The sequence below is a fragment of the Pseudoxanthomonas sp. OG2 genome, assembly GCF_014192765.1.
Lineage (GTDB): Bacteria > Pseudomonadota > Gammaproteobacteria > Xanthomonadales > Xanthomonadaceae > Pseudoxanthomonas_A > Pseudoxanthomonas_A beigongshangi.
Genome location: NZ_JACHYM010000001.1, coordinates 2,616,071 through 2,641,752, shown reverse-complemented (window position 1 = coordinate 2,641,752; position 25,682 = coordinate 2,616,071). Strand labels below are relative to the sequence as shown.

Sequence of the window (25,682 nt, the reverse complement as noted above, 5' to 3'; positions counted from 1 at the left end):
GCCGGTGCTTCGATCGGAACAACGCGGCGGCCCGCGGGGAACGGCCAGCGGCGCCAGCGACCGGGCGATGCCGCACCGCAACTCGCATGTAAACGTTTACATCACTAGTATCCGGGCATCCGCGGGGTCCCGCGGCCTCCCCGCCACGCTCGAGGGCTCGCGATGTCCGGTTCCACCGTTGTCCGCCGCACCCGCCTCACCCTTCGCCACGGACTGGCCCTGACCGCCCTGCTCGGGCTTCCGCTGGCGCAGGCCCAGCAGCCCCTGCCGCCGCGCGCCGAATGGAAGGCCAGCAGCTCCTCCACGACCAATCCGGCCATGGCCCCGGCGATGGGCGTCGACGGCAATCCCAAGACCTACTGGGGCGGGCCGTTCTCGGCCGGCCACTGGTACCAGGTGGATCTGGGCCGCACCACGCCGGTGGGCGGCGTCCTCATCCGGTGGGAAGGCGGCTTCGCCACCCACTACCTGATCCGCTACTCCAACGATGGCCAGCAATGGCAGGACGCGGTGCGGGTGACCGGCGGCAAGGGCGGCATCGAGTACGTGATGTTCCCGGCGGTGCAGGCCCGCTACCTGCGGCTGGCCGCGCCGGATCGCACGGCCGACTGGGGCGTGTCGGTGGGCGAGTTCGAGCCGGTCGCGCACGCGCCACGCCTGCGGGGCGTCCTGGGCGATGGCGATACCGACGCGCTGTGGATCGGCGGCGCGGCGCGCGTGCTGGACAAGCGTCGGCCGCTGGAAATCGAACTGCCGCGCCCGCTGGCGCTGGCAGGCCTGGAAGTCACCTGGAAAACCCCGCCGGGCCGCGCGCGGCTGGAGGCGCGCGGCGCGGACGGGCGCTGGACGCGGTTGGCCGAGGATCCGAATGTCGAAGGCACTTCTTCCTTTCTCGCCGCACCGGAGGTCCACGAGGCCACCGCGCTGCGGCTGGTGACCGAAGGCGGCGACGGCGCGATCGTGGATCGCCTGCAGTTGCTCGGCCCCAAGCGGCTGATGACACCGATGCGGCGCTACGAGATCGCCGCCACGCGCCGTCATGGCGAGTTGTTCCCGTCGTCGCTGAAACAGCAGCAGGTGTACTGGACCACGGTCGGCATTCCGGCCGGCCTGCAGAAATCGGTGTTCGACGAGTACGGCAACCTGGAAGCGTTCAAGGGCGCGCCGCTGGTGCAGCCGGTCTGGCGCGATCGCAGCGGTCGCGCCGCGGCGGCGTTCAACGCGGATTTGCGCCACAGCCTGCGCGAGGGCTGGATGCCGATGCCGGCGGTGGAATGGTCGCCGCAGCCGGGGCTGTCGCTGCGCAGCGAGGCCATCGCGATCGAACAGGACGGCGCGCCGGTCACCCTGGTCCGGTATCGCCTGCGCAACACCGGTGATCAGCCGGTGGACGGGCAACTCTCGCTGCTGACGCGACCGATGCAGATCAGTCCGCCATGGCAGAACGGCGGCTTGTCTCCCTTGCATGCCATCGCGGTGGAAGACGATGCGGTGCGGGTGAACGGGCGACGGCTGTTCCAGTCGCTGACGCCGCCCTCGGGTGGGGGCGTATCCGCATTCGGCGCGCACGGTGAAGGCGAGATCACCCGCCACGCGGCGCAGGGCGATGTGCCCGCGCAGCGCAGCGTGGAGGACCCGGATGGCCTGGCCGCGGCGATCCTGCAATATCCGGTGAAGCTGCGGCCCGGCGAGCACCGCGACGTGGTCATCGCGTTCGCGCTGGGCAACACGCGCCTCGACACCCAGGCCCGGCAATGGCCCGACGCGCCCACGCTGGATCGGGCGGCGTTGACCGCCGGCGGCGATCCCGGCGTCGCCTTCGACACGCTGGCCGACACCCTCGCGCAGCAATGGCAATCGCGCCTGGGCCGGATCGGCCTGAGCCTGCCGGACGCCTCGCTGGTGGACATGCTGCGCGCGCAGGCCGCCTACATGCTGATCAACCAGAGCGGCCACGCGATGCAGCCGGGCCCGCGCAACTACAACCGTTCCTTCATCCGCGACGGCGCCGCCACCGCGGCGATCCTGCTGCGCATGGGCATGGGCAGGACCGCCCGCGACTACCTGCAGTGGTATGCGGGCCATGCGGTGCATCCGAACGGGCTGGTCTCGCCGATCCTCAACGACGACGGTTCGGTGAACACCGGCTTCGGCTCGGACCTGGAGCACGACAGCCAGGGCCAGTTCGTCTGGCTGGTCGCGGAAATCGCGCGGCTGGACGGCGGCGCGGCCAGCGTCCGCGACTACCAGGACGAAGTGAAGCGCGCGCTGCGCTTCCTGCAGGAACTGCGCGAACGCACGATGGTGCCCGGTTACCTGGCCGACCGCGAGGCGCCGGAACGTTTCCACGGCATCATCGCGCCCTCGATCAGCCACGAAGGCTACCCGGTGCCGACCCACAGCTACTGGGACGACTACTGGGCGCTGAAGGGCTGGCACGACGGGGCGTGGCTGGCCGAGCAATGGGGCGACCGGGAAACGGCGGTGTGGGCGCGCGAACAATACGCCGCGCTGCGCGATTCGATGTCGGCGTCGATGCGGGCGACGATGAAATGGAAAGGCATCGACTACATTCCGGCTTCCGCCGATCTGGGTGACAGCGATCCCACCAGCGTCTCGATCGGCCTGGATCCGACCGGCCAGCAGGACCTGATGCCGGCCGATGCGCTGGCGCGTACCTTCGCCCGCTACCTGGCCGACGTGCGCAAGCGCACGCCCGATGCGCTGTACGCCTACACGCCGTACGAAATGCGCAACGTGCTGACCTACGTCCACCTGGGACAACCGGCCGAAGCCAACGAACTGCTGCAGGATCTGGTGCGCCATCGCCGTCCCGCCGAGTGGCAGGTGATCGCGGAGGTCGTCTATTCGGATCTGCGCCACGCGATCTACCTGGGCGACATGCCGCATACCTGGATTGGTTCGGAATACGCGCGTTCGATTTTCGGCATGCTGATGTACGAGGCCGACGATCACCTGTCGCTGCTGCCGGGTACGCCTCCGGAGTGGGTCGCGGGCGAAGGCCTGTCGGTCGATGGCCTGCCCACGGCCCATGGCACGCTGAAGATGCGCGCGCGCCGCGAAGGCGGACAGTTGCGTGTTTCGCTGGGCGAGGGACTGCGCGCCGACATGCCCGTCATGGTCAACTGGCCCGGCCGCTCCGCGCCGAAGCAGGTCACCGTCGATGGTCGCCGCGTTCGCGATTTCGACGCCAACGGCGTGCGCCTCGCGCGTCCCTTCAAGGAATTGATCGCGCAATGGTAGAGCCGGGCTTGCCCGGCTGCTGTTGCGCGCCAGACCGGACGCCCCGGGTAGCGGAGCGAGCTCCGCTCTACGAGGTGCAGAGCCGGGCTTGCCCGGCTGCTGTTTCGTGCCGGACCGGAGGCTCCGGATAGCGGAGCGAGCTCCGCTCTACGGGGTGGCGAGGCGTTCCTCGATGGCCGAGAACGCCGAACGTCCACCGGCGCGCGCTTCGGGAACGCCGGTGACGAAGTAGGCCACGCCCGTGCCGGTCACCGGATCGACCCAGAGGCCGGACAGCAGGCCATAGGCCGAGCCGGAATGGCCGAAGCGTTCGATGCCATCGCCGAACGGGTCGTCGTGGCATCCCTCGCGCGGCGTCGCCAAGGTCTGCACCGCCAATCCGTAGCGACAGAAGAAGCCGCGTCCGCCCTGCCCGCTTTCATCCTCTTCCGACGTCAGGCCGGTACCGGGTGAATAACGCCACTGCGGTTCCACCAGGGTACGCACCGATTCCGGACGCAGCAGGCGGACCCCGTCCACCTCGCCTTCGGACAGCAGCAGGCGGCCGATTTTCGCCAGCCCGTTCGCCGAGATCCGCAGGCCTCCCTGCGGCGAGAACAAGGCGCCGTTGTCGCCGGCCCGCCATCGCGCCAGATCGCAGCTGCCATCAGCGGCAGGGACCACCGGGCATTCCGGCCGTTGCCCGCGATTGTCGTCACGTACCGGCTGGCGGCCCTCGTCATACAGCACCACGGCGCGTGCGGCGGTCGCGTCACTGCAACTGGCCCAGTTGAAGCATCCATCGATATCCAGCGGCCGCAGCACCAGGCGCTGCATCAGTCTGTCGAAACGCTCGCCCGTGGCCTTTTCCATCACCGACGCGACCAACGGAAAATCCAGGTTGGCGTAGCGGAAAAACGTGCCCGGCGCGTGTACCGGATCCCAGGCGCGCGGATCGGCCAATACATCCTGCAACAAGCCGCCCAACGGCACCTGGTAGTAGCCCGCCGCGTCGGTCAGGCCGGCGCGGTGCGAGAGCAGCAGGCGCAGGGTGATCGGTGTATCGGGGAAAGCCGGGTTGCGCAGCCGCCATCCCAGCCAGCGCGACACGTCGGCATCCAGATCCAGTTGCCCCGCCTCGACCAACCGCATCACTCCGATGGCGGTGACCAGCTTGGATATCGAGGCGATGCGCACCGGATCCGCTGCCGTCACCGCGCGGTTCGCGGCGATGTCGGCCAGCCCGCGCGCATCGGTGGCGGTGATGCCTTCGCGATCGAAGGCCACGCGGACGGTGGCGATGGGCTCGTTGGCATGCAACGGCATCGCGGCAAGCAACACCCCAAGCAGAAACCCGGTACGCACCATCATGTTCTCCTGTGAAATCGGGCGGCCCACGCGAGCGGGCCATGCAACGCCTGCCGTGCCATGGGTCGAAGCCTACTGCATCGCCTTCCGGCAGACGACCGCCACGGCGGTGAACCGGAACACCGCGCGGTGGATGGCGCGCCGTTGACGCGGCGCGTCATCGCCAGCGCTCGATGCCGTGCGGCGAGTCGCGAACGAAGGCGACGGGCGTCGTGTTCTAATCCACACCATGCCCCCCTCGCCCACCCTCGACGATCTGCGCCGCCATGCGGTGGCGCGCACGCTGTTCACGCCGACCACGCTGCTGACCGCCATCCGCCGCCTGGGCTTCGTGCAGGCCGATCCGATCCGCGCCCCCGCGCGGGCGCAGGACCTGACCCTGCGCCATCGGGTGAAGGACTACCGCGCGGGCGATCTCGAGCGCCGCTACACGCGACTGCCGGTCGAGGAGGATTGCCTGGTCAACTACGGATTCCTGCCGCGCGAGCATCTGGCGCTGATGCATCCCCGGGTGTCGTCACGTCCCTGGGACGCGCAGACGCGCCGCAAGGCGGCCGATGTGCTGGCGTTCGTGCGCGAACGCGGCGCCGTGCATCCACGCGAGGTCGAACAGGCGTTCGCGCATGGCCGGGTGACCAACTACTGGGGCGGCACCAGCAACGCCAGCACCCACCTGCTCGATGGCATGCATTACCGCGGCATGCTGCGCGTGCAGCGTCGCGACAGCGGCACCCGCATCTACACCGCCGCCGAGCATCCGGTCGCCGACGACAGCGAGGCGGCGCGCGTCCAGCGCGCCGCCGCCTTGCTCGATCTGGTCGTGCGCAAGTACGCGCCCTTGCCTTCGGCCAGCCTGACCTACCTGGCACGGCTGCTGGGCTATGGCGCTCCGCATCTGGCCGCGCAGATCCAGATCGCGCTGCGGCAGGCGCGCGCGCAACTGGCCAGCGGCACCATCGACGGCACCACCTGGTACTGGCCGGCCGATGAGAATCCGCGCTCGCGGCGTTTCCAGGCGGACGAGCGGGTGCGCCTGCTGGCCCCGTTCGATCCGGTTGCCTGGGATCGCCGCCGCTTCGAATTGTTGTGGGACTGGACCTACAAGTTCGAAGCCTATACGCCGGCGGCCAAGCGTCGTTTCGGTTACTACGCGCTGCCGCTGCTGTGGCGCGATCAGATGGTCGGTTGGGCCAACATCACCGCGAAGGATGGCCGCTTGCAGCCAAGCTTCGGCTATGCCGATCGTTCTCCGGCGAAAGACCCGGCTTTCCGTCGCGCCCTCGAGGATGAACTGGACGACATGACCCGGTTTCTTGCCGGGCATGCCTCCGCCTGATCGCCAGGGGATGTGCCAGCGCCGGGAACGGTGGCGCGGAGCGCCGATGCCAGCCTGACCGCGCAGGCGCCACGATTGCCCGCAACGCCGGGGCGCCGAACTACTTCAGGCACGCACCCAACTGGTTCTCCGCGTACCACAGCGCGCGCCGCGCCTGGTCGTAGGCCGCGTCGCCACGGCGCGGCAGCATCTGCCGGGCCATGATCGGGTCCGCACCATGGGCCAGTGCGTACTCGACCTGTTCCAGTTCGGTCAGGTGGGTACGGGCGGTAGCCAGCAGTTTCTGCACCTTCGCCGCCTCGCACGAAGCGGCGCGTTTCTGCAACGCTTCCAATGCGGTGCGGATGCGACGGCTGGCTTCGCCCGACAGGCCCGGCACCTTCTCGTGCGCGATGGGCGCCGCCTTGTAGGCATTGCCGGTTTCCGCGCGTCCCAGGTCCGAGGCCTGCTCGTAGGCCTGCGGTTTGAAACCCACCTCCGGCGGCGGCCGCGCCCGTACCGTCTGCCGCTCTTCGCCGAAGATCTTCTTGCCGATCGCCGCCAGGCCATCGCCGAGTTTGCGCGCGGCCTGCTGGCCGAGGGTGCCGTCGCTGGCCCAGGTACCACCGAACGGACTGTCGGGATCGGTTTCGATGGGATTGGGCGGATACAGCAGATCCCGCGCGCGCTTGAGTTCGCGTTCGTTGGGCAGGCCCGGCGGATTGGCCGGAGGCTCGTTCTTCGCCATCGGATCGATGCGTGCCTGTGGCGGCAGCCTGGCCCGGCCCGTGTCGCGGTCGTACAGGCGATCGACGACCCGGTTTTCCTTGGGAACGGGTGGCGCGGTACGCCTAGCTTCCGGCCGCACCACGCTCGCCGGCTCAGGCGTGCGGGGCGACGCGATCGTGTCCGCTGATGGCGTCGTGGCGACGTCCGGCGATCGGCGAACATCGGCCGGAGGAGGCGTGACGGGCGACCAGCGCGGCCGTTCCAGATAGACCACCCGCAGCGAATCATCGTCGCGCGCGGTGGGCAACATGGGCCCTCGCAGCAGCAGCTTGCCAATCAGCAGCAGAATGGCGGCAGCGGTGGCCGCGGCGATGACGCGTGAGGCGGATTCATCGGGATAAGTGAATCTCACGCGATCTGCTGCCTTCGGAGCGATGGTGGTCATCCGCTTCAACGCGCGGACAGGATGCCGGTTGACCGATGTTGCCTGTGCAAGTTCCCACCATTTGAAGTCCCATGCGGAACCGGCGCGTCGGCGTTTTACTGATGTTCATGCGTTCACGTCGGCACGATGTTTGTTTTTCGTTTTGCACCCGGCGCATGCCGTACGGCCTGGACGGCATGCGGGAACGATGAAGCCGCCATGCGAAAGCGCGGCGCTGCATCCTGTCAATGAAAGCGCACGAGGGATTCATGGATGGCGTGAAAAAGAAAAAAGGCGACCCGTGGGCCGCCTTTTTCATGAAGCCGCTCCGCCGGTTCAGACGCCGATCGGGTTGGCCTTCTCCACATCGATCTTGTACTGCTTGATCGCGCGGGCGACGTCCTTGCCGGTCATCTTGCCTTCCTTCGCCAGCGCCGCGATCGCGGCATGGGCGATGTAGTAGCGGTCGACCTCGAAGAAGCGGCGCAGGTTGGCGCGGGTGTCGCTGCGGCCGAAGCCGTCGGTGCCCAGCACGGTGTACTGCGTCGGCACGAAGGCGCGGATCTGGTCGGCATAGCCGCGCACGTAGTCGGTGGCGGCGATGGCCGGGCCCTGGCGACCTTCCAGTTGCTCGGTCACGTAGGCCTTGCGCGGCGCCTTCGCTTCCGGATTCAGGCGATTCCAGCGCTCGACGTCGAAACCGTCGCGACGCAGCTCGTTGAAGCTCGGGCAGGACCAGATGTCGGCGGTGACACCGAAATCCTTGTCCAGCAGTTCCGCCGCCGCGATCGCCTCGCGCAGGATGGTGCCGCTGCCGAGCAGTTGCACGCGCAGCTCGCCCTTCTTCGGCTTGCCCGCGTCCTTCAACAGGTACATGCCCTTGATGATGCCGTCGGCCGCACCTTCCGGCATGTCCGGATGGGCGTAGTTCTCGTTCATCAGGGTGATGTAGTAGTACTCGTCGACCTGCTCCTGCATCATCCGCTGCACGCCGTGCTGCAGGATCACCGCGACTTCGTAGCCGAAGGTCGGGTCGTAGCTGCGGCAGTTCGGAATCGCGCCGGCCAGCAGGTGGCTGTGGCCGTCCTCGTGCTGCAGGCCCTCGCCGTTCAGGGTGGTGCGGCCGGCGGTGCCGCCGAGCAGGAAGCCGCGGGTGCGCATGTCCGCCGCCTGCCAGGCGAGATCGCCCACGCGCTGGAAGCCGAACATCGAGTAGTAGATGTAGAACGGCAGCATCGGCACGTTGCTGACCGAGTAGCTGGTGCCGGCCGCCATCCACGACGCGATCGCGCCCGGCTCGCTGATGCCCTGTTGCAGCACCTGGCCGCTCTGGTCCTCGCGGTAGTACATCAGCTGGTCGGCGTCGACCGGCTTGTACTTCTGGCCGAACGGCGCGTAGATGCCGATCTGGCGGAACATGCCCTCCATGCCGAAGGTACGCGCCTCGTCGGCCACGATCGGCACGATGCGCGGGCCGATCTGCTTGTCGCGCAGGGTGATGTTCAGCGCCTGCACGAACGCCATGGTGGTGGAAATCTCGCGCTCGCCGGTGGATTTGAGCAGGCGCTCGTAGGTCTCCAGCTTGGGTGCCTCGAACGACTCGGCGGCCTTGCGGCGGCGCTGCGGCAGGTACCCGCCCAGCGCGGCGCGGCGTTCCTTGAGGTACTGCACTTCCGGCGAATCCTCGCCCGGATGGTAGAACGGGATCTGCGAGGCTTCCTCAAGCTGCTTGTCGGTGATCGGAATGTTGAAGCGATCCCGGAAGGTGCGGATGGCGTCGTCGTCCAGCTTCTTGGTCTGGTGGGTCGGGTTGAGCGATTCGCCGGCCGAACCCATGCCGTAACCCTTGACCGTCTTGGCCAGGATCACGGTCGGCATGCCCTGGGTGTTCACCGCCTCGTGGAACGCGGCGTAGACCTTGTGCGGATCATGGCCGCCGCGGTTCAGGCGCCAGATGTCGTCGTCGGAGAGATTGGCGACCATCGCCGCGGTCTCCGGATACTTGCCGAAGAAATTCGCGCGGGTATAGGCGCCGCCGAAGGCCTTGCAGTTCTGGTACTCGCCGTCGACGGTTTCCATCATCAGCTTCTTCAGCACGCCGTCGGTGTCGCGCGCCAGGAGCGGATCCCAGTAGCTGCCCCACAGCAGCTTGATCACGTTCCAGCCGCCGCCGCGGAACACGCCTTCCAGCTCCTGGATGATCTTGCCGTTGCCGCGCACCGGACCGTCCAGGCGCTGCAGGTTGCAGTTGACCACGAAGATCAGGTTGTCCAGGCCCTCGCGGCCGGCCAGCGCGATCGCGCCCAGGGTTTCCGGCTCGTCCGACTCGCCGTCGCCGATGAAGCACCACACCTTGCGATCGGACTTCTCGATCAGGCCGCGGTGCTCCAGGTACTTCATGAACTGCGCCTGGTAGATCGCCGCCAGCGGTCCCAGGCCCATCGACACGGTCGGGGTCTGCCAGAAGTCCGGCATCAGCCACGGATGCGGATACGAGGAAATGCCCTGGCCGTCGACTTCCATGCGGAAGTTGTCCAGCTGCGCCTCGTTGATGCGGCCTTCCAGGAAGGCGCGCGCGTAGATGCCCGGCGAGCTGTGGCCCTGGATGAACAGCAGATCGCCCGGATGGTTTTCGCTGGGCGCGCGCCAGAAGTGATTGAAGCCCACGTCATAGAGGGTGGCGCCGGAAGCGAAGCTGGCGATGTGGCCGCCGAGGTCGCCGGGCTTGCGGTTGGCGCGCACCACGGTGGCCATCGCGTTCCACCGGATGATCGAGCGGATGCGCCATTCCAGCGCGGCGTCGCCGGGCGACTTGGCCTCGTTCTGCGGCGCGATGGTGTTGACGTACTCGGTGGTGGGCGAGAACGGCAGGTAGGCGCCCGCGCGGCGCGTGACTTCGACCATGCCTTCCAGCAGCTGATGTGCACGCAGGGCGCCGTTCTTCTCGATCACCGCCTGCATCGAATCGATCCATTCGCGGGTTTCCAACGGATCCGGATCGCTCTGCAGCATCTCGTTCAACCAGTTCATTACCACTCCCAATCTGTCGCGCGGGACCGCGCGGACGTTGTCGTTTTCAGGACTTTGAAGTGTAGCGCACCGCCCCTGTCCCGATCTGGCTACGCGGGCGTATGGATTCGTGATTTTTTCGTTGTCCTGGCCGGTTTGACCACACCAAAATGAGACCTCTGGCGCTGCGCGCCGGGTGCCCGGGCGACGTATCATCCGTGCGGGGGGACACATCGCAGGGATTCGGGGTGCCGCATGAAGGGAAGTCGGCAGGACGGGGCTTTGTCGCCGGAGCGAACCGGCGTGGTGCATTGGCGCCGGAGCCTGCGCACCCGCATCGCGCTGTGGTCGGGCGTGATCAACGTCGCCGTGCTCCTGCTGCTGGCGGTCGGCATCGCCTGGTTCGCGCGCCGGCTGATCATCGAGGACGCCCGCCGCGACACCATCGCCAGCACCCAGGAGGCCGCGGACCGGCTGGACACCGCCCTGCGCGCCGTGGTCATCACCACCAGCGGATTGTCCGATTTGCTGGCCAATTCCAACCTGGATCCGGCCGAGCTCACCACCACCCTGCGGGCGATGGTGCGCGCCACGCCCGGCAGCGTCGGCGGCCTGCTGGTGGTCGAACCGGAACAGCCCGGCCAGGCCGGATTCGCGCGTTACATCAGCGCCAACGGCCGGGATCGCGATTTCATCGCCGACGGCTACGACTACCGCGCACAGGGCTGGTACCGGCGCACCGTGTCCGCGCCCGGCGGCTGGTGGTCCGAACCCTACCTCAACCGCACCGCGGGCGACGTCTGGATGGTCACCTACAACCGTCCGCTGCGTCCGCAGGGCCGCGGCGTGACGACCCGTGGCATGGTCAGCCTGGACGTCCCGCTGTCCGAACTCACCGGCAGCTTCGAGAGCCTGGCCAACCTGCCCGGCTGGCGGGTCTCGCTGGTCGCGCCGGCCGGCACGCTGGCCGCGAATCCCGATGTCGGGGTGGAAGACAACCTCACCCTGGAACAGCACATCCGTCGCGCCGGACGCCCGGACCTGCAACCGGCCGCCGACGCCGTGCGCCTGCACCAGCCACTGCAGTTGATGCATACCGACGCCCGGACCGGCGAGAAACGCTTCACCGTGGTCGAGCCGATCGGCCAGAGCGGATGGAGCCTGCTGGTGGCGCAGTCCTACGCGCTGATCATGGCGCGCCTGGATCAGGCGCTGGGCTGGCTGCTGGCCGGCGGAGCGGTGCTGGCACTGCTTTGCATGCTGCTGGTGCGGCGGCTGGCCGGCCGCATCAGCCAGCCGGTCGAACAGCTGACCGCCTCGGCCGCGTACCTGGCCGAGGGCCACTACGACACCCCGGTGCCCTATACCCGCCGCCTGGACGAGGTCGGCCTGATGGCGCGCACGCTGGAACACGCGCGCACCTCCATCCAGCGGCAGCTGGCGGAAATCGAGGAGATGGGCGCGGCCCGGCAGAAGCTGGAGAGCGAACTGGCGATCGCGCGCGACATCCAGTTGGCGATGCTGCCGCCCGGACGCGTCATCGATCGCGATGATCGCCATCTGGAAGTCTTCGCGCTGCTGGAGCCAGCCAAGGCGGTCGGCGGCGATTTCTACAGTTTCATCGAGGGCGGCGACGGTCGGCTGTGGTTCGCGATTGGCGATGTCTCCGACAAGGGCGTGCCGGCGGCGCTGTTCATGGCGCGCACGGTCACCGTGCTGGAAGTCGCCGCGCGCGCCGGAGACTCGCCTTCGGCGGTGCTGGCGGAAGCCTCGCACCGGCTGGTCGAAGGCAACGACACCTGCATGTTCGCCACCGTGCTGTTCGGCTGCGTGGATCCGCGCAGCGGGCAGTGCGTGCTGGCCAGCGCCGGCCACGACGCCCCGCTGCTGCTGCATGCCGACGGCGCCTGCGAAACGCTGCCGGTCGCCTCCGGCCCGCCGCTGGGTTTCGAGGTCAGCCAGGAATTTCCGCTGTGGCGGGGCCGGTTGCCGGCCGGCGCCACCCTGCTGGCCTACACCGATGGGGTGACCGAGGCGTTCGATCCCGCGCAGCGGGCGTTCGGCCTGGAGCGCCTGATCGACGGGCTGCGCCCGGACGAGAGCGCGCGGATGCAATGCGAGGACGTGATCGCGCGGGTGCATGGCTTCGCCCATCCGGCGCCGCAGTCGGACGACATCACGGTGCTGGCGATGCGCCTGCGCCAGGATCACCGGATTCAACCACGCGTGGAGGAGGCAGCCATATGCTGATACGCCTGATCGTGCCGGGCGAGTACGCCCGGGTGGAAGATCTCAACGCCTCGCTGGAGGCCGTGCTCAACCGCCACGGCATGGCCCGGGCCATCCGTGACGACGTAAGGCTGATCGTCGAGGAACTGGCCAGCAATGCCATCGACTACGGCGGCGAACCGGCCGCCGGCACCGCGCAGCACGAACTGTCGGTGGACATCAGCATCGAGGACGGGTTGCTGCACCTGGAATTCCGCGACACCGGCGCGCCGTTCGATCCGCTCAGCGCGCCGGAACCCGACATCGACGCCGACATCCGTGATCGCGCCATCGGCGGCCTCGGCGTCTACCTGATCCGGCAACTGGCGCACCGGATCGCCTACCAGCGCATCGACGCCTGCAATGTCCTGCGCGTCAGCCTGCGCATTCCCCAACCGGAGAGCGAACCATGAGCCTCGAAATCACCCTGCTGCCGCCTGGACAGGGCAGCCAGCGCGTCGTGGTGGCCGGCCGCCTGGACACCCATACCTATGAAGATCTGGACGAAGCGCTGGCGCCGTTGATGATGGCGCAACTGCATTCGCTGGTGCTGGATCTGTCGCAACTGGAGTACATCAGCAGCGCCGGCATCCGTTCGATTTTCAAGGCCCGCAAGACCCTTGCCGCCCATGGCGGCAAGGTGCTGGTGGTCAATCCGCAGCCGCAAATCCAGAAGGTGTTCGATGTGGTCAAGGCGGTGCCGCTCAACGACATCTTCGGCTCCACCGCCGAGGCCGACGCCTATCTGGACGCGATGCAGCGCAAGGTCCTGCAGGGCGATGACAGCGACTGACGCCGCCTGTCACACTGTCCGGCCTACCGGGGGCGCTCAGGGACACCGCGCATGAGTCTGGACATCGACATCTATCCACCCGTCAACGGCAACCAGTACATCGTGCTGACGGGCCGGCTGGATTCGCATACCCATGAAGCGCTGGATGACCAGCTGGAGGCACTGCTCGCCGGCAGGCCGCAGGCGCTGGTGCTGGATCTGGCGCATCTGGAATACATCAGCAGCGCCGGCGTGCGTTCAATCCTGAAGGCACGCAAGGCGCTGGCGCCGCATGAAGGCAAGCTGCTGCTGGTGCATCCGCAGGAGCAGATCCGCAAGGTCATCGAGATCGTGCAGGCGGTGCCGATGGACAGCATCTTCGCCAGCACCGAGGAAGCCGATGCGTATCTGGATGCCTTGCAGCGGGACATCCTGGGCGGGTCGTGAGCCGCCAGAAGCAAGCGCTCCTCAACCACCGAATGGCAAGTCAATCCCCCTTGGTCCCCCTTTTTCAAAGGGGGAAGTGAAAGCGGGTTTCCAGGCAATCTTACGGCTGGGATAGCCCCCTTTTTAAAAGGGGGCGGGCACCTGCGAAGCAGGTGACGGGGATTTGCTCTTGGCGCCGAAAGCAAATCCCCCTCAATCCCCCTTTTGCAAAGGGGGAGGTAAAAGCGGTTTCCAGGCAATCTTGCGGCTGGGGATAGCCCCCTTTTTAAAAGGGGGCGGGCGCCTGCGGAGCAGGCGACGGGGGATTTGCTTTCGGCGCCGAAAGCAAATCCCCCTCAATCCCCCTTTCAAAGGGGGAGGTAAAAGCGGTTTCCAGGCAATCTTGCGGCTGGGGATAGCCCCCTTTTTAGAAGGGGGCGGGCGCCTGCGGAGCAGGTGACGGGGGATTTGCTTTTGGCGCCGAAAGCAAATCCCCCTCAATCCCCCTTTTTCAAAGGGGGAGGCAGAAGCGGGGGTCCAGGCAATCTTGCGGCTGAGAATAGCCCCCTTTGAAAAAGGGGGCGGGCGCCTGCGGAGCAGGCGACGGGGGATTTGCTTTCGGCGCCAAAAGCGAATCCCCCTCATTCCCCCTTTTCAAAGGGGGAGGAACAAGCAGCGCTGACATACTCTCTTTGCAGCGGGCCAGTGGCAGCAACGGCGAAGCATTCCCGCACACCGGCCATCCCGCCTCGCGGGATGGCCATGCGCCATCTCAACCCAGGCTGGCCTTTTCCGCTTCCAGTTGCGCGCGGATCTGCGCGTCCACCGCGGCGATGGCGGTCATGTTGACCACCCGGCGCGGCGTGGCGCTGGTGGTCAGGATGTGGACCGGCTTGGAGATGCCCATCAGGATCGGGCCGATGGCCACGCCATCGGTGACCACGCGCACCATGTTGTAGGTGATGTTGGCCGCGTCCAGGTTGGGCAGCACGAACAAGTTGGCGCGCCCGCTCAGGGTGCTGCCCGGCATGATGCGCTGGCGCAGCGCCTCGTCCCAGGCGGTGTCGCCTTGCATTTCGCCGTCGACGTTGAGGTCGGGCTTGCGCTTGAGCAGCAGCTCGCGCACCTGCCGCATCTTGGTCGAACCGCGGGTTTCATGGCTGCCGAAGTTGGAGTGCGACAACAGCGCGATGCGCGGTTCGATGCCGAACAGCTTCAAGCGGTAGGCCGCCTGCAGGGTCGCCTCGGCGATCTGCTCGGCGGTCGGATCTTCCTGCACGTGGGTATCCAGGAAGAAGTACGCACCCTGGTTGTTGATGACGCCGGTCATCGCCGAGGTCGACTGCACGCCCGGGTCCAGCGGAATCACGCTGCGCACGTAGCCCAGCTTCTTGTGGAAGCGGCCGACGATGCCGCTGACCATCGCGTCGGCCTCGCCGCGCGCGACCATCACCGCGGCGATCAGGGTCGGGCGCGAACGCATCAGGTTCTTGGCCGCGGCCGGGGTCACGCCGCGACGCGCGGTCAGCGCGTGGTAGTACTGCCAGTAGTCGTTGAAGCGCGGATCGTCGTTGATGTTGGTCAACTCGAAATCCACGCCGGCGCGCATGCGCAGGCCCAGGCGTTCGATGCGCGCGTCGATGACGTCCGGGCGGCCGATCAGGATCGGGAAGGCCAGGCCTTCGTCGATGACCGTCTGCACCGCGCGCAGCACCGTCTCCTCCTCGCCCTCGGCGTAGGCCACGCGCTTGCGGTCTGCGCGCGCGCGGTCGTAGACCGGCTTCATCATCAGGCTGGTGCGGTAGACGAACTGGCCCAGCTTCTCGCGGTAGGCCTGCAGGTCGGCCATCGGCCGCAGCGCCACGCCCGAATCCATCGCCGCCTTGGCCACCGCCGGCGCCAGTTCCACCAGCAGGCGCGGATCGAACGGACGCGGGATCAGGTATTCGGGACCGAAGCACGGAATGTCGTCGCCGTAGGCGGTGCCGAGGTCCGAGGCTTCGCGCCGGGCCAGATCGGCGATCGCGTGCACGCACGCCAGCTTCATCGCCTCGTTGATGCCGGTGGCGCCCACGTCCAGCGCGCCGCGGAAGATGTAGGGGAAGCAGACCGCGTTGTTGACCTGGTTCGGATAGTCAGAGCGGCCGGTGGCGATGATGCAGTCCGGGCGGACCTGCCGGGCCAGCTCGGGCAGGATTTCCGGATTGGGGTTGGCCAGCGCCAGGATGATCGGCTTGTCGGCCATGGTCGCGACCATTTCCGGCTTCAGCACGTTGGCAGCGGACAGGCCCAGGAAGAGATCGGCGCCATCGACGATTTCGGCCAGGGTGCGCTTGTCGGTGTCGCGGGCGTAGCGCGCCTTGTCCGGGTCCAAGTGCGGGCGGCCGGTGTAGAGCACGCCGTCGCGATCCACCGCCAGGATGTTCTCCGGCTTCAGGCCCAGCGCCACCAGCATGTCCAGGCAAGCGATGCCGGCCGCGCCGGCGCCGCTGGTGGCCAGCTTGACGTCCTCGATCTTCTTGCCGACCACTTCCAGCGCGTTGACCACCGCCGCGCCGACGATGATCGCGGTGCCGTGCTGGTCGTCGTGGAAGACCGGAATCTTCATCCGCTCGCGCAGCTTGCGCTCGACGATGAAGCATTCCGGCGCCTTGATGTCTTCCAGGTTGATGCCGCCGAAGGTCGGCTCCAGGCTGGCGATGATGTCGACCAGCTTGTCCGGATCGGTCTCGTCGATTTCGATGTCGAACACGTCGATGCCGGCGAACTTCTGGAACAGCACGCCCTTGCCTTCCATCACTGGCTTGCCGGCCAGTGCGCCGATGTTGCCCAGGCCCAGCACCGCGGTGCCGTTGGAAACCACCGCGACCAGGTTGCCGCGCGCGGTCATTTCGCTGGCGGCGTTGGGATCCTCGACGATGGCCTCGCAGGCATAGGCCACGCCCGGCGAATACGCCAGCGCCAGATCGCGCTGGGTCAGCATCGGCTTGGTCGGCGAGACCTTGATCTTGCCGGGGGGCGAAAGGCGGTGGTATTCGAGGGCGGCCTGCTTGAAATCGTCGTTGGACATTACGGGCGGTCTGGGCAATAGCACGAAAGAGGCCCGATTCTACCCCCTGCGGCCGGGGTCTGCCGGCTTTCCGGTGCCATGGATCGGATGGGAAACGGCAAGGGTGAGTGGTCTCAGTCCGCGTGGGCGGGCAACGGGGATTCCAGCAGGATGTCCTCGCCCGTCGCGCCGCCGCTCAGCGCCTGATCGAGCTTCTGCCGGTCCAGCGCGCCTTCCCAGCGCGAAACCACCACGGTCGCAACGGCATTTCCGATGAAGTTGGTCAGCGAGCGGCACTCGCTCATGAACCGATCCACGCCCAGGATCAGCGCCATGCCGGCCACCGGCACGGTCGGCACCACCGACAGCGTCGCCGCCAGGGTGATGAAGCCGGCGCCGGTCACGCCCGCCGCACCCTTGGAGCTGAGCATGGCCACCAGCAGCAGCGTGATCTGCTGGCCCAGGGTCAGATCGGTGTTGGTGGCCTGGGCGATGAACAGCGCGGCCAGGGTCATGTAGATGTTGGTGCCGTCCAGGTTGAACGAATAGCCGGTGGGCACCACCAGGCCGACCACCGATTTTTCGCAGCCGGCCTTCTCCATCTTCTCCATCAGCGAAGGCAGTGCCGATTCGGACGAGGACGTGCCCAGCACCAGCAGCAGTTCGGCCTTCAGGTAGCGCGCCAGCCGCAGCACCGAGAAGCCGCACAGGCGCGCCACCGTGCCCAGCACCACCAGCACGAACAGCAGCGAGCTGACGTAGAAGGTGCCGACCAGCCAGGCCAGGTTCGTCAGCGATTCGATGCCGTACTTGCCGATGGTGAAGGCGATGGCGCCGAACGCGCCGATCGGCGCGGCCTTCATCAGCAGGTGCACCAGCTTGAACACCGGCACGGTCAAGGCTTCCAGCAGGTCCAGCACCGGACGGCCGCGCTCGCCGGTCATCGCCAGCGCGATGCCGAACAGCGCCGCGATCAGCAGCACCTGCAGGATGTTGCCGGAGACGAACGCGCCGACCAGCGTTCCGGGAATGATGTCGAGCAGGAATCCGGTCAGGGTCAGCTCGTGCGCCTTCTCGGCGTAGTCGTGCACCGCCTTGGCGTCGAGCTGGGCCGGGTCGATGTTCATGCCCGCGCCGGGCTGGACCACGTGCGCGACCACCATGCCCACCACCAGCGCCAGGGTGGAAAAGAACAGGAAATAGACCATCGCCTTGCCGAACACGCGTCCCACCTTGCTCAGGTGGGTCATGCCGGCCACGCCGGTGACGATGGTCAGGAAGATCACCGGCGCGATGATCATCTTCACCAGCTTGATGAAGGCATCGCCCAACGGCTTGAGCTGTTCGGCGAAGGCCGGCTCGAAGTGACCCAACAGCGCGCCCAGCGCTATCGCCACCAGCACCTGCACGTACAACTGGCGGTGGAGCGGCAGGCGGGGGCCGGCGCCGGCCGGAGCGGATTCGGTGGAAACGTGCATGGGACACCTCGACGAAGGTTTTCGCTTCGGTGGCTGTTGTACGTCCGCGAACGCGCGGTGCCGATAACGCATTGGTACTAGCTAATCCAATGGTATTAGGCGTCGCCGCGCCGCCGGCCATGCAATCGTGGCGCCAGCCGCCACCGGCACGCGGATTCGCCGGGATTTTCCGTCCCGCGCGCAGGCGATTGGGCGGGCGCCGCGGGGTCGGGGAAAGGTTGAACAGGGTCTGGTGCATCGGACCGGTCTGCGTGACCATCCCGCCATGCCTTTCTTCCGCACGCCCCGCCGTCGCACCGGCCTGTTCCTGCTGCTGGCCGTCGTGGCGATCGCCATCGCCACGCTGAGCCTGGTCGCGATGCGCCAGCTGGAGCGCCGCAGCCTGCTCGGCGATGCGGCGCAGGCGCGCGAGCAGTTGCGCCTGCACGGCGACGCGCTGCAATCGCTGATCGAACGCCACCGGGTGCTGCCGGCGGTGCTGGCGCTGGATCCGGACATCCGCGCGGCACTGGCGCACGGCAACGTCGATGCGGCCGATTCGGAGCGACTCAGCCGCAAGCTAGAGCGCGTCAACGGCGCCGCGGCCACGTCCACTCTCACCCTGCTGGATCGGGATGGACTGGCGCTGGCGGCCAGCAACTGGCGCATGGCCGACGCCAGCAACGTCGGCAACCGCTACCACTTCCGCCCCTACTTCCAGCAGGCCATGCGCGAAGGCAGCGGCACGTTCTATGCCGAGGGCGTCACCACCGCCGTGCCCGGCTACTTCCTGTCCGAAGCGGTGCGCGACGAAGCCGGACGACCGATCGGCGTGGTGGTGGTGAAGGTGGTGCTGCGGCCGCTGGAACGAACCTGGGCCGAAGCCCCCGAGATCGTGTTCGTCACCGACGCCAATGGCGTGATCTTCCTTTCCAGCCGCACCGGCTGGCGCTACCGCGTACTGCACGCCCTGACCCCGGCCGCCCGGGAACGGCTCGCCCGCACGCGCCAGTACGGGCAGATTCCGCGCCTGCCGCTGGAATACCGGATCACGGCGGATCTCGGCCAGCAGGTGCATCGCGTGCGCCTGCCCGACGCGGGTGACGTGATCTGGGTGTCGCAGCCACTGCCGCGGCAGGGCTGGACACTGAACCTGCTGCGCTCCACCCACGACAGCGTCGCCGCCGCGCGCACGATGGCCGCGGCGGTGGCGGCCGGCCTGCTGGTGCTGGCGCTGCTGGGCTTCGTGCTGTGGCAGCGGCGCCGGCTGGCGCAACTGCGCGAGCGCAGCCGGGTGGAGCTGGAACGCCTGGTCGAGCACCACGCGCAGGAACTGCGCAGCGCCCAGGATGGGCTGGTGCAGGCCGCGCACGCCGCCGACTATGGCGAAAGCCCCAGCCTGCAGCATCTGCCTCAAGGCGTCTGCGTGGTCGACGCCCAGCTCAACCTGGTGGCCTGGAACCGGCGCTACATCGAGCTATTCCGGTTTCCGCCGGGCTTCATCCAGGTCGGCCGTCCGATCGCCGACGTGTTCCGCTACAACGCCAATCGCGGCCTGCTCGGCCCCGGCCCCATCGACGAAGCCATCGAGCGCAGGCTCAACCACCTGCGCTCGGGCAAGCCGCACATGCACGAACGCGAGCGCGGCGATGGCAGCGTCATCGAGATCCGCGGCAATCCGCTTCCCGATGGCGGTTTCGTCACCAGCTACGCCGACATCACCGCCTACAAGAACGCCGCCCGCGACCTGCGCTCGCTGGCCGATACGCTCAGCCGCCGCATCGACGAGCGCACCCGCGACCTGGCCGACGCCAAGCGCGAGGCCGAGGACGCCAACCGCTCCAAGACCCGCTTCGTCGCCGCGGCGGTGCACGACCTGTTGCAGCCGCTGAACGCGGCGCGCATGTTCCTGTCGGCGCTGCGCGGGCGCCTGCCGGATGCCGGCGCGCGGGACATCGCCGAGAACATCGACAACGCGCTGGCCGCGCAGGACGGCATCCTCAACAGCCTGCTGGACATCTCACGACTGGAATCCGGCGCGCTGGAAACGCACGTGCGGGACTTCGCCCTGGATCCGCTGCTGGCGACGCTGGCGCGCGAATTCGGCATCCTCGCCGCGGCACGCGGCCTGCGCCTGGAGCGGGTCGCCACTTCGGCGGTGGTGCGCAGCGACGAAGCGCTGCTGCGCAGGATCCTGCAGAACTTCCTGTCCAACGCCATCCGCTACACGCCGCGCGGGCGGATCGTGCTGGGCTGCCGTCGCCAGGGCGATCAGGTGCGCATCGAGGTCCACGACACCGGCCCCGGCATTCCGGAGGCGCGGCAGCAGGAGATCTTCGAGGAATTCCGCCGCCTGGATGGTGATGGCGAGGAGCGCGGCGCCGGCCTGGGCTTGGCGATCGTGGATCGGATCGCGCGCCTGCTCGGCCATTGCATCGGCCTGCGTTCGCGACTGGGACACGGCAGCGTGTTCTCGATCCGCGTGCCGCGCGGCGTATCGGCCGCCGCCCCGGCAACGGAAGACGGGCCCGGCGCGGAAGACGCATCGACGGCGACCGAAGAAGCAGCCACCGATTCGCTGCTGGCCGGTTGCCGAGTCTGGTGCATCGACGACGACGCGCGGGTGATTCGCGCGACCCGCCTGCTGCTGGAACGCTGGGGATGCCGGGTGGAACTGGCCGGCGGCGTGGAGCAGGCCCTGGCGGCGGCACGCGCCGACGGCGTGCCGGATCTGCTGTTGCTGGACGTGCGGCTGGGCGACGACGTCACCGGCCCGGAATTGTTCGGGCAACTGGCGCGTCGCTGGCAACGCGAGCCGGCCGTGCTGCTGTTCACCGCCGAGCAGGACGAAGCACTGCGGGCGCTGGCGCGGGAACGGAATTGGGGCTTCCTGTCCAAGCAGGCGCGCACGTCCGCGCTGCGTTCGCTGATGACCCATCTCTACCAGCGCTCGCGTTGACATCCTTTGCTCGATCGGTTTCCCGTCATCCCCGGCTTGCTTTCATTGCAGGTCAATGCGCGATTCCCGCCCCGCCGATGCGCTGACATGCCTCCGCATGTTTCCTGCGAGGGCTTTCGATGCATCACTTCATCCCGGGATGCCCGCGGGCATCCGTTCCGCTGTTCGCGCTGTCGGCCATCCTGCTGGTCGTCCCTGGGGCATGCGCCTCCGATGAGGCGATCCGGCCCACCGGCCGCATTTACTACGACTTCGCGCGCTTCGACAACGGCGATCGCGGTGTTTCCTCGCGCGGCCGGGATGGCCTGCGCCTGGCCTGGCTCGGCGTGACCGGAAAGTGGCAGGGGTTCGGCTATCGCGCCGAGGTGGATGTCGCGCCCACGCACTGGGCCCTGCGCAATGTGTGGCTCAGCCGCGAGCTCGGTTCGCCCGCCCGCGGCGTGATCAGCGTGGGCCAGATGGGCCAATACTTCGCGCTCGACGAGCGGGTCAGCTTCAACCATCGGCCCGCGGTGGAATCCAGTTACCTGACCCAGACGCTGGCTTCGCCGCACCGCGTCGGTATCGGCTGGGAAGGGCATCACGCCGGCTGGTTCTGGGGCGTCGGCGCCGGCAGGCTGGGCCGCTTCGACGTTCCGGAAATCAAGGGCCGTGGCTTCAGCGGACGCGCGGGCCGGGTGTTTCCACGCGATGACGGCGACCTGCTGCACCTGGCCGGCTCGGTGATGCGCGAGCACCACGATCATCCCGGCATCGGCGGTTCCGCGCCGCTGCGGGTGCCACTCAGGACCGCGGGCCATTTCTCCCGCCGGCCGGCGCTGGTCCTGGCCGACTACCGCGACGGACGCGACGTGCGGGTGGACAAGCGCGGGCTGGAAGCGGCCGGCGTGCATGGCGCATGGTCCTGGCAGACCGAATATGCACGCGGCCGCTACCACGACGATCTGCGGCGTGATCGCATCGCCGCCCATTACGTGATGGCGACCTGGATGCTCACCGGCGAGCGCCGGCCCTACGACGTCGGCGGCGGCCATTTCGGCCAGGTGCAACCGCAGGGCTCGGGTGGCGCATGGGAACTGATGGCGCGCTACGACCGCATCACCGCCAGCGGCAACGGCGAAGGCCGGCGGCAGCGGCTGGCGGCCGACGCCTGGACGGTCGGCGTCAACTGGTATCCGCGGCGCAACGTGCGGCTGATGCTGGACTGGATCGACAGCCGCCGCCAGGACCGCACGCGGGATCAGCTGCTGGACCATACCGGCACCCTGGCCGGCCGCGTGCAATGGGATTTCTGATTTCGCCGGGCGCTAGGATGCGCCGCCGGAAGTGTCCGATGCCGGATCCGGATCGCCTTCCGGCTCCAGCGCCTTCACCAGCAATGCCGCCTGCGTGCGGCTGTTGCACTCGAGTTTCTTCAGGATCGCGGTGACGTGCACCTTCACCGTGTTCTCGGCCAGGCCAAGCTCGTAGGCAATCTGCTTGTTGAGCAGGCCGTCGGCCACGCACAGCAGGACCCGGAACTGCTGCGGGGTCAGGCGTGCCAGGCGCGCGGCCAGTTGGGCGTCGCGTTCGGAACGTTCAGCGGCCAGTGGCGGGAAGCAGGTATCGCCGCCCATCACCGCGGTGACGGCGGTGCGGATCGCCTCGGCCGGCGCGGACTTGGGAATGAAACCGGCGGCTCCGAACTGCTGCGCGCGACGAATCACGCGCGGGTGATCGTTGGAGGAAATCACGATGACCGGAATATCCGGACGCTCGCCGCGCAGCCAGACCAGCGACGAGAATCCGCGCGCGCCCGGCATGGTCAGATCCAGCAGCACCAGATCCACGTCCGGATGCACGGCCAGCGCCTCGGTCAGCGCCGAGACGCTGGCCACTTCCAGGGTCTGGCCGACTTCGATTTCCTCGCGCAGCGCATGCAGCACCGCTGCGCGGAACAGCGGATGATCATCGGCGACAAGGACCCGGGCCAGGCTCATGGCCGCCAGTGTGGCACGCGCCGCGCGCCGGTGCCCTAGTACCAATGCGTTATTGGAGCCGGTGGTCGGGCTGTTATCTTCGCCCCCTTCCAAACCGGTTCCGAGGGAGAGCGGATGCCATTTTCCAATCGACGCGTGCCGCTGGCGGTTCCGTTCATGCTGGCCCCGCTCATGCTGGCGACCGTGCCCGCCGCCCAAGCCGAGGACGCACTGACCCTCAAGCCGACCGGCCGGCTGCATTACGACTTCGCGCGCTTCGACAACGACGCACGCGGCACCGCCGAGCGCGACGGTGACGATCTGCGTGCGGCATGGCTGGCGATTTCCGGCCGGTTCTACGTGGTCGACTACAAGCTGGAAGCGGATTTCGCCGGTCACCGGCCGGTCGCGCGCGACGCCTATCTGGCCCGCAGCTTCGGCAACACCACCGTGACCCTCGGCCAGTTCAAGCAGTTCTACACGCTGGATGACCGCGGCAGTTCCAACCACATCCTGGCGGTCGAACGCAGCTGGTTGGCGCAGACCCTGGCGCCGTCCTACCGGTTGGGCCTGGGCGTCAACGGCCATCGCGATGGCGTGTTCTGGAGCGGCAGCGTCTACAGCCTGGAGAGCATCGACGTCTGGCAGGCCAAGGGCCGCGCGGCGGGCGCGCGTGCCGGCTACGCGCCGTGGCGCGAGGCCGGGCGGGTGCTGCATTTCGGCGGCGCGCTGGCACACGAGCGCTACGACCATCCCGGCGCCGATGGCGCGCCCGCGCTGCGCGTGCAGCCGCGCGTGGCGGGCTACTTCGGCGACAACAGCCGGCTGTCGCTGGTGGATTTCCGCAGTGGCCGCGACGTCTCGGTGGACAAGTACGGCCTGGAAGCGGCGGGCGTGCACGGCGCCTGGTCCTGGCAGGCCGAATACGGCGGCGCCCGTTACGACGACGGTCGGCAGCGCGGGCGGGTCGAGGCCGGTTATCTGCAAGCCAGTTGGCTGCTCACCGGCGAGTCCCGCCCCTACGACGCCAAGGCGGGACGGTTCGTCCAGCTCAAGCCGCAGCGACGCGGCGGCGCCTGGGAACTGGTGGCGCGCTACGACCACATCGAGGGCAGGCAATGGCCGCTCAACCGCCGCGACCTGTCGGCGGACGCATGGACGGTGGGCGTGAACTGGTATGCGCCGAAGCACTTCCGGGTGATGCTGGACTGGACCGACAGCCGGCGCCGTGATGAAGTGAGCGGAAGAACATTGGATCGCACCGGCGTACTGGCCGGCCGCGTCCAGTTCGATTTCTGACGCACCCGCCGGCCCTGCGCCCGGTTACGGGTCACGGAACCGCGAGAAAATAATTTTCATCCAACCCTTCCTGTGCTACACAATAGACGGCCACGATGTCACGTGGCCGTGCACAGGGGAGGCGGTTCGTGCGAGAAAATTACTTTCATTCCGACGCGCCGCTGACCGGAAAAGGCTTGCCGGCCGGTGATGCCTGGACGCCTTCCGGGCTGGCGGCGCGGCCCCTGTCGATCCTGGAGGAACAGGTCAGCCTGCCGGTGGCGGTACTGAGCGAATCCGCCCTGCGCCACAACCTGGCCTGGATGCGCGAGTTCACCGAGGCCTATGGCTGCCGGCTCGCACCGCACGGCAAGACCACGATGAGTCCGGCGCTGTTCCGGATGCAGCTGGATGCCGGCGCGTGGGGCATCACCCTGGCGACCGCGCCGCAGACCGCGGCGGCCCACGCGCACGGCGTGCGGCGGGTCCTGCTCGCCAACCAGCTCGTCGGCAAGGGCAACTTCGATGTGATCGCCGATCTCCAGGCAAGCGATCCGGACTTCTGGTTCGCCTGCGTGGTGGATTCGGCCGACAACGTCGCCGCGCTGGGTCGTCATTTCGGCGCACGCGGACAACGCATCCGGGTATTGCTGGAAGTCGGCGCGGAAGGCGGACGCACCGGCGTGCGCGACGAGGCGCAGGCGCGCGCGGTGCTGGACGAGATCGCGCGCTGGCCGGACGCGGTGGCGCTGGTCGGCGTGGAAGTCTACGAGGGCGTGGTCAAGGACGAGGCCGGCGTGCGCGCGCTGCTGCGGCGTACGCTGGCGCAATGGCAGGCAATCCGCGCCGCCGGCGGATTCGGCGAGTCGCCCGCGCTGCTTTCCGGCGCCGGTTCGGCCTGGTTCGACGTGGTCGCGGAAGAATTCGCGGCGCTTGTGTCGGATCCGCAGGCGCAAGTGGTGTTGCGTCCGGGCTGCTACCTGACCCACGACGTGGGCATCTATCGCGACGCCGCCAGCCGCATCCACGCCTCCAATCCGGTCGCGCAGCGCATGGGGCGCGGCCTGTTGCCGGCACTGCGACTGTGGGCCTGCGTGCAGTCGCGTCCGGAACCGGACCGCGCGATCATCGGCCTGGGCAAGCGCGACGCTGCGTTCGATGCCGGCTTCCCGCAACCGGTGCTGCATCATCGCCCCGGCCATGCCACGCCCGCCGACGCGCCTTCCCACTGGCGTATCGGCGCGATGATGGATCAGCACGCGTTCCTGCAGCTCAATGCCGACGACGACCTCAAGGTCGGCGATCTGCTGTGCTTCGATATCTCCCATCCCTGCCTGACCTTCGACAAATGGCGCCACCTGCTGGTGGTGGACGACGCGCATCGCGTCGTCGGCGCCGTCGAAACCTTCTTCTGATCGGCGGGAACA

16 protein-coding genes are annotated in these 25,682 nt (G+C 68.1%); 10 read left to right on the top strand and 6 right to left on the bottom strand.

Going from position 1 to position 25,682, the window contains the following annotated elements; all coding sequences use genetic code 11:
- The first annotated feature begins 162 nt into the window (after positions 1–162).
- Positions 163–3,264, top strand: a complete 3,102-nt coding sequence (locus FHW78_RS12010; RefSeq protein ID WP_183640603.1) for a discoidin domain-containing protein — start codon at positions 163–165, stop codon at positions 3,262–3,264.
- Positions 3,265–3,411: 147 nt separating this feature from the next.
- Here FHW78_RS12010 and FHW78_RS12005 read toward each other — a convergent pair whose 3' ends face one another.
- Positions 3,412–4,608, bottom strand: a complete 1,197-nt coding sequence (locus FHW78_RS12005) for a serine hydrolase domain-containing protein (protein ID WP_343205559.1) — start codon at positions 4,606–4,608, stop codon at positions 3,412–3,414.
- 232 nt (positions 4,609–4,840) lie between these two features.
- Between FHW78_RS12005 and FHW78_RS12000 the strand changes: the two genes are divergently transcribed.
- The gene (locus FHW78_RS12000; protein ID WP_183640601.1) at positions 4,841–5,947 is read left to right on the top strand and encodes a crosslink repair DNA glycosylase YcaQ family protein; all 1,107 of its coding nucleotides are present in this window, start codon (positions 4,841–4,843) and stop codon (positions 5,945–5,947) included.
- 100 nt (positions 5,948–6,047) lie between these two features.
- On the opposite strand, the gene FHW78_RS11995 is transcribed toward FHW78_RS12000, so the two are convergent.
- Positions 6,048–7,067 (bottom strand): hypothetical protein, encoded by a 1,020-nt coding sequence (locus FHW78_RS11995; protein WP_183640599.1) that lies wholly within the window; start codon positions 7,065–7,067, stop codon positions 6,048–6,050.
- Positions 7,068–7,415: 348 nt separating this feature from the next.
- Positions 7,416–10,109: a pyruvate dehydrogenase (acetyl-transferring), homodimeric type gene (gene aceE, locus FHW78_RS11990; protein ID WP_183640597.1), complete on the bottom strand. Its 2,694-nt coding sequence runs from the start codon at positions 10,107–10,109 to the stop codon at positions 7,416–7,418.
- Between the two features lie 234 nt (positions 10,110–10,343).
- Between aceE and FHW78_RS11985 the strand changes: the two genes are divergently transcribed.
- From FHW78_RS11985 to FHW78_RS11970, 4 genes are read left to right on the top strand one after another with little or no spacing between them, the layout of a single operon-like run.
- Positions 10,344–12,338 carry a SpoIIE family protein phosphatase gene (locus FHW78_RS11985; RefSeq protein ID WP_183640595.1) on the top strand — a complete coding sequence of 665 codons (1,995 nt, stop codon included), beginning with the start codon at positions 10,344–10,346 and terminating at the stop codon, positions 12,336–12,338.
- Positions 12,332–12,769 (top strand): ATP-binding protein, encoded by a 438-nt coding sequence (locus tag FHW78_RS11980; protein ID WP_183640593.1) that lies wholly within the window; start codon positions 12,332–12,334, stop codon positions 12,767–12,769. The genes FHW78_RS11985 and FHW78_RS11980 overlap by 7 nt, the downstream gene beginning before the upstream one ends.
- Positions 12,766–13,149, top strand: a complete 384-nt coding sequence (locus FHW78_RS11975; protein WP_183640591.1) for an STAS domain-containing protein — start codon at positions 12,766–12,768, stop codon at positions 13,147–13,149. Before FHW78_RS11980 ends, FHW78_RS11975 begins: the two co-directional genes overlap by 4 nt.
- Positions 13,150–13,200: 51 nt before the next feature.
- Positions 13,201–13,575, top strand: a complete 375-nt coding sequence (locus FHW78_RS11970; RefSeq protein ID WP_183640589.1) for an STAS domain-containing protein — start codon at positions 13,201–13,203, stop codon at positions 13,573–13,575.
- A gap of 751 nt (positions 13,576–14,326) precedes the next feature.
- Here the strand turns inward: FHW78_RS11970 and FHW78_RS11965 are convergent.
- Together FHW78_RS11965 and FHW78_RS11960 are read right to left on the bottom strand one after the other, a co-directional pair.
- Positions 14,327–16,624 (bottom strand): NADP-dependent malic enzyme, encoded by a 2,298-nt coding sequence (locus tag FHW78_RS11965; RefSeq protein ID WP_183640587.1) that lies wholly within the window; start codon positions 16,622–16,624, stop codon positions 14,327–14,329.
- A gap of 113 nt (positions 16,625–16,737) precedes the next feature.
- A complete protein-coding gene (locus FHW78_RS11960) occupies positions 16,738–18,081 on the bottom strand; it encodes a dicarboxylate/amino acid:cation symporter (protein WP_183640584.1) in 1,344 nt (447 codons plus the stop codon).
- Positions 18,082–18,346: 265 nt separating this feature from the next.
- Between FHW78_RS11960 and FHW78_RS11955 the strand changes: the two genes are divergently transcribed.
- Both FHW78_RS11955 and FHW78_RS11950 read left to right on the top strand, forming a co-directional pair.
- Positions 18,347–21,019 carry a PAS-domain containing protein gene (locus FHW78_RS11955; protein ID WP_183640582.1) on the top strand — a complete coding sequence of 891 codons (2,673 nt, stop codon included), beginning with the start codon at positions 18,347–18,349 and terminating at the stop codon, positions 21,017–21,019.
- A 119-nt stretch (positions 21,020–21,138) separates the two neighbouring features.
- A complete protein-coding gene (locus FHW78_RS11950; protein WP_183640580.1) occupies positions 21,139–22,314 on the top strand; it encodes a porin in 1,176 nt (391 codons plus the stop codon).
- A 12-nt stretch (positions 22,315–22,326) separates the two neighbouring features.
- On the opposite strand, the gene FHW78_RS11945 is transcribed toward FHW78_RS11950, so the two are convergent.
- Entirely contained in the window at positions 22,327–22,998 is a 672-nt protein-coding gene (locus FHW78_RS11945; protein WP_183640577.1) for a response regulator transcription factor, read from the bottom strand.
- A 114-nt stretch (positions 22,999–23,112) separates the two neighbouring features.
- Here FHW78_RS11945 and FHW78_RS11940 point away from each other — a divergent pair, with 114 nt between their 5' ends.
- Positions 23,113–24,276 (top strand): porin, encoded by a 1,164-nt coding sequence (locus tag FHW78_RS11940; protein WP_183640574.1) that lies wholly within the window; start codon positions 23,113–23,115, stop codon positions 24,274–24,276.
- 128 nt (positions 24,277–24,404) lie between these two features.
- Positions 24,405–25,670 (top strand): amino acid deaminase, encoded by a 1,266-nt coding sequence (locus FHW78_RS11935; RefSeq protein WP_218533369.1) that lies wholly within the window; start codon positions 24,405–24,407, stop codon positions 25,668–25,670.
- The last annotated feature ends 12 nt before the right edge of the window (positions 25,671–25,682 follow it).

Excerpts from the sequence above, each read along its gene's own strand:
- FHW78_RS11940 (WP_183640574.1), top strand. The coding sequence starts at position 23,113 with ATGCCATTTTCCAATCGACGCGTGCCGCTGGCGGTTCCGTTCATGCTG.
- FHW78_RS11980 (WP_183640593.1), top strand. The coding sequence starts at position 12,332 with ATGCTGATACGCCTGATCGTGCCGGGCGAGTACGCCCGGGTGGAAGAT.
- FHW78_RS11965 (WP_183640587.1), bottom strand. The coding sequence starts at position 16,624 with ATGTCCAACGACGATTTCAAGCAGGCCGCCCTCGAATACCACCGCCTT.
- FHW78_RS11970 (WP_183640589.1), top strand. The coding sequence starts at position 13,201 with ATGAGTCTGGACATCGACATCTATCCACCCGTCAACGGCAACCAGTAC.
- FHW78_RS11950 (WP_183640580.1), top strand. The coding sequence starts at position 21,139 with ATGCATCACTTCATCCCGGGATGCCCGCGGGCATCCGTTCCGCTGTTC.
- FHW78_RS12000 (WP_183640601.1), top strand. The coding sequence starts at position 4,841 with ATGCCCCCCTCGCCCACCCTCGACGATCTGCGCCGCCATGCGGTGGCG.
- FHW78_RS11960 (WP_183640584.1), bottom strand. The coding sequence starts at position 18,081 with ATGCACGTTTCCACCGAATCCGCTCCGGCCGGCGCCGGCCCCCGCCTG.
- FHW78_RS11985 (WP_183640595.1), top strand. The coding sequence starts at position 10,344 with ATGAAGGGAAGTCGGCAGGACGGGGCTTTGTCGCCGGAGCGAACCGGC.
- FHW78_RS11945 (WP_183640577.1), bottom strand. The coding sequence starts at position 22,998 with ATGAGCCTGGCCCGGGTCCTTGTCGCCGATGATCATCCGCTGTTCCGC.
- FHW78_RS12010 (WP_183640603.1), top strand. The coding sequence starts at position 163 with ATGTCCGGTTCCACCGTTGTCCGCCGCACCCGCCTCACCCTTCGCCAC.
- aceE (WP_183640597.1), bottom strand. The coding sequence starts at position 10,109 with ATGAACTGGTTGAACGAGATGCTGCAGAGCGATCCGGATCCGTTGGAA.
- FHW78_RS11975 (WP_183640591.1), top strand. The coding sequence starts at position 12,766 with ATGAGCCTCGAAATCACCCTGCTGCCGCCTGGACAGGGCAGCCAGCGC.
- FHW78_RS11955 (WP_183640582.1), top strand. The coding sequence starts at position 18,347 with ATGCCTTTCTTCCGCACGCCCCGCCGTCGCACCGGCCTGTTCCTGCTG.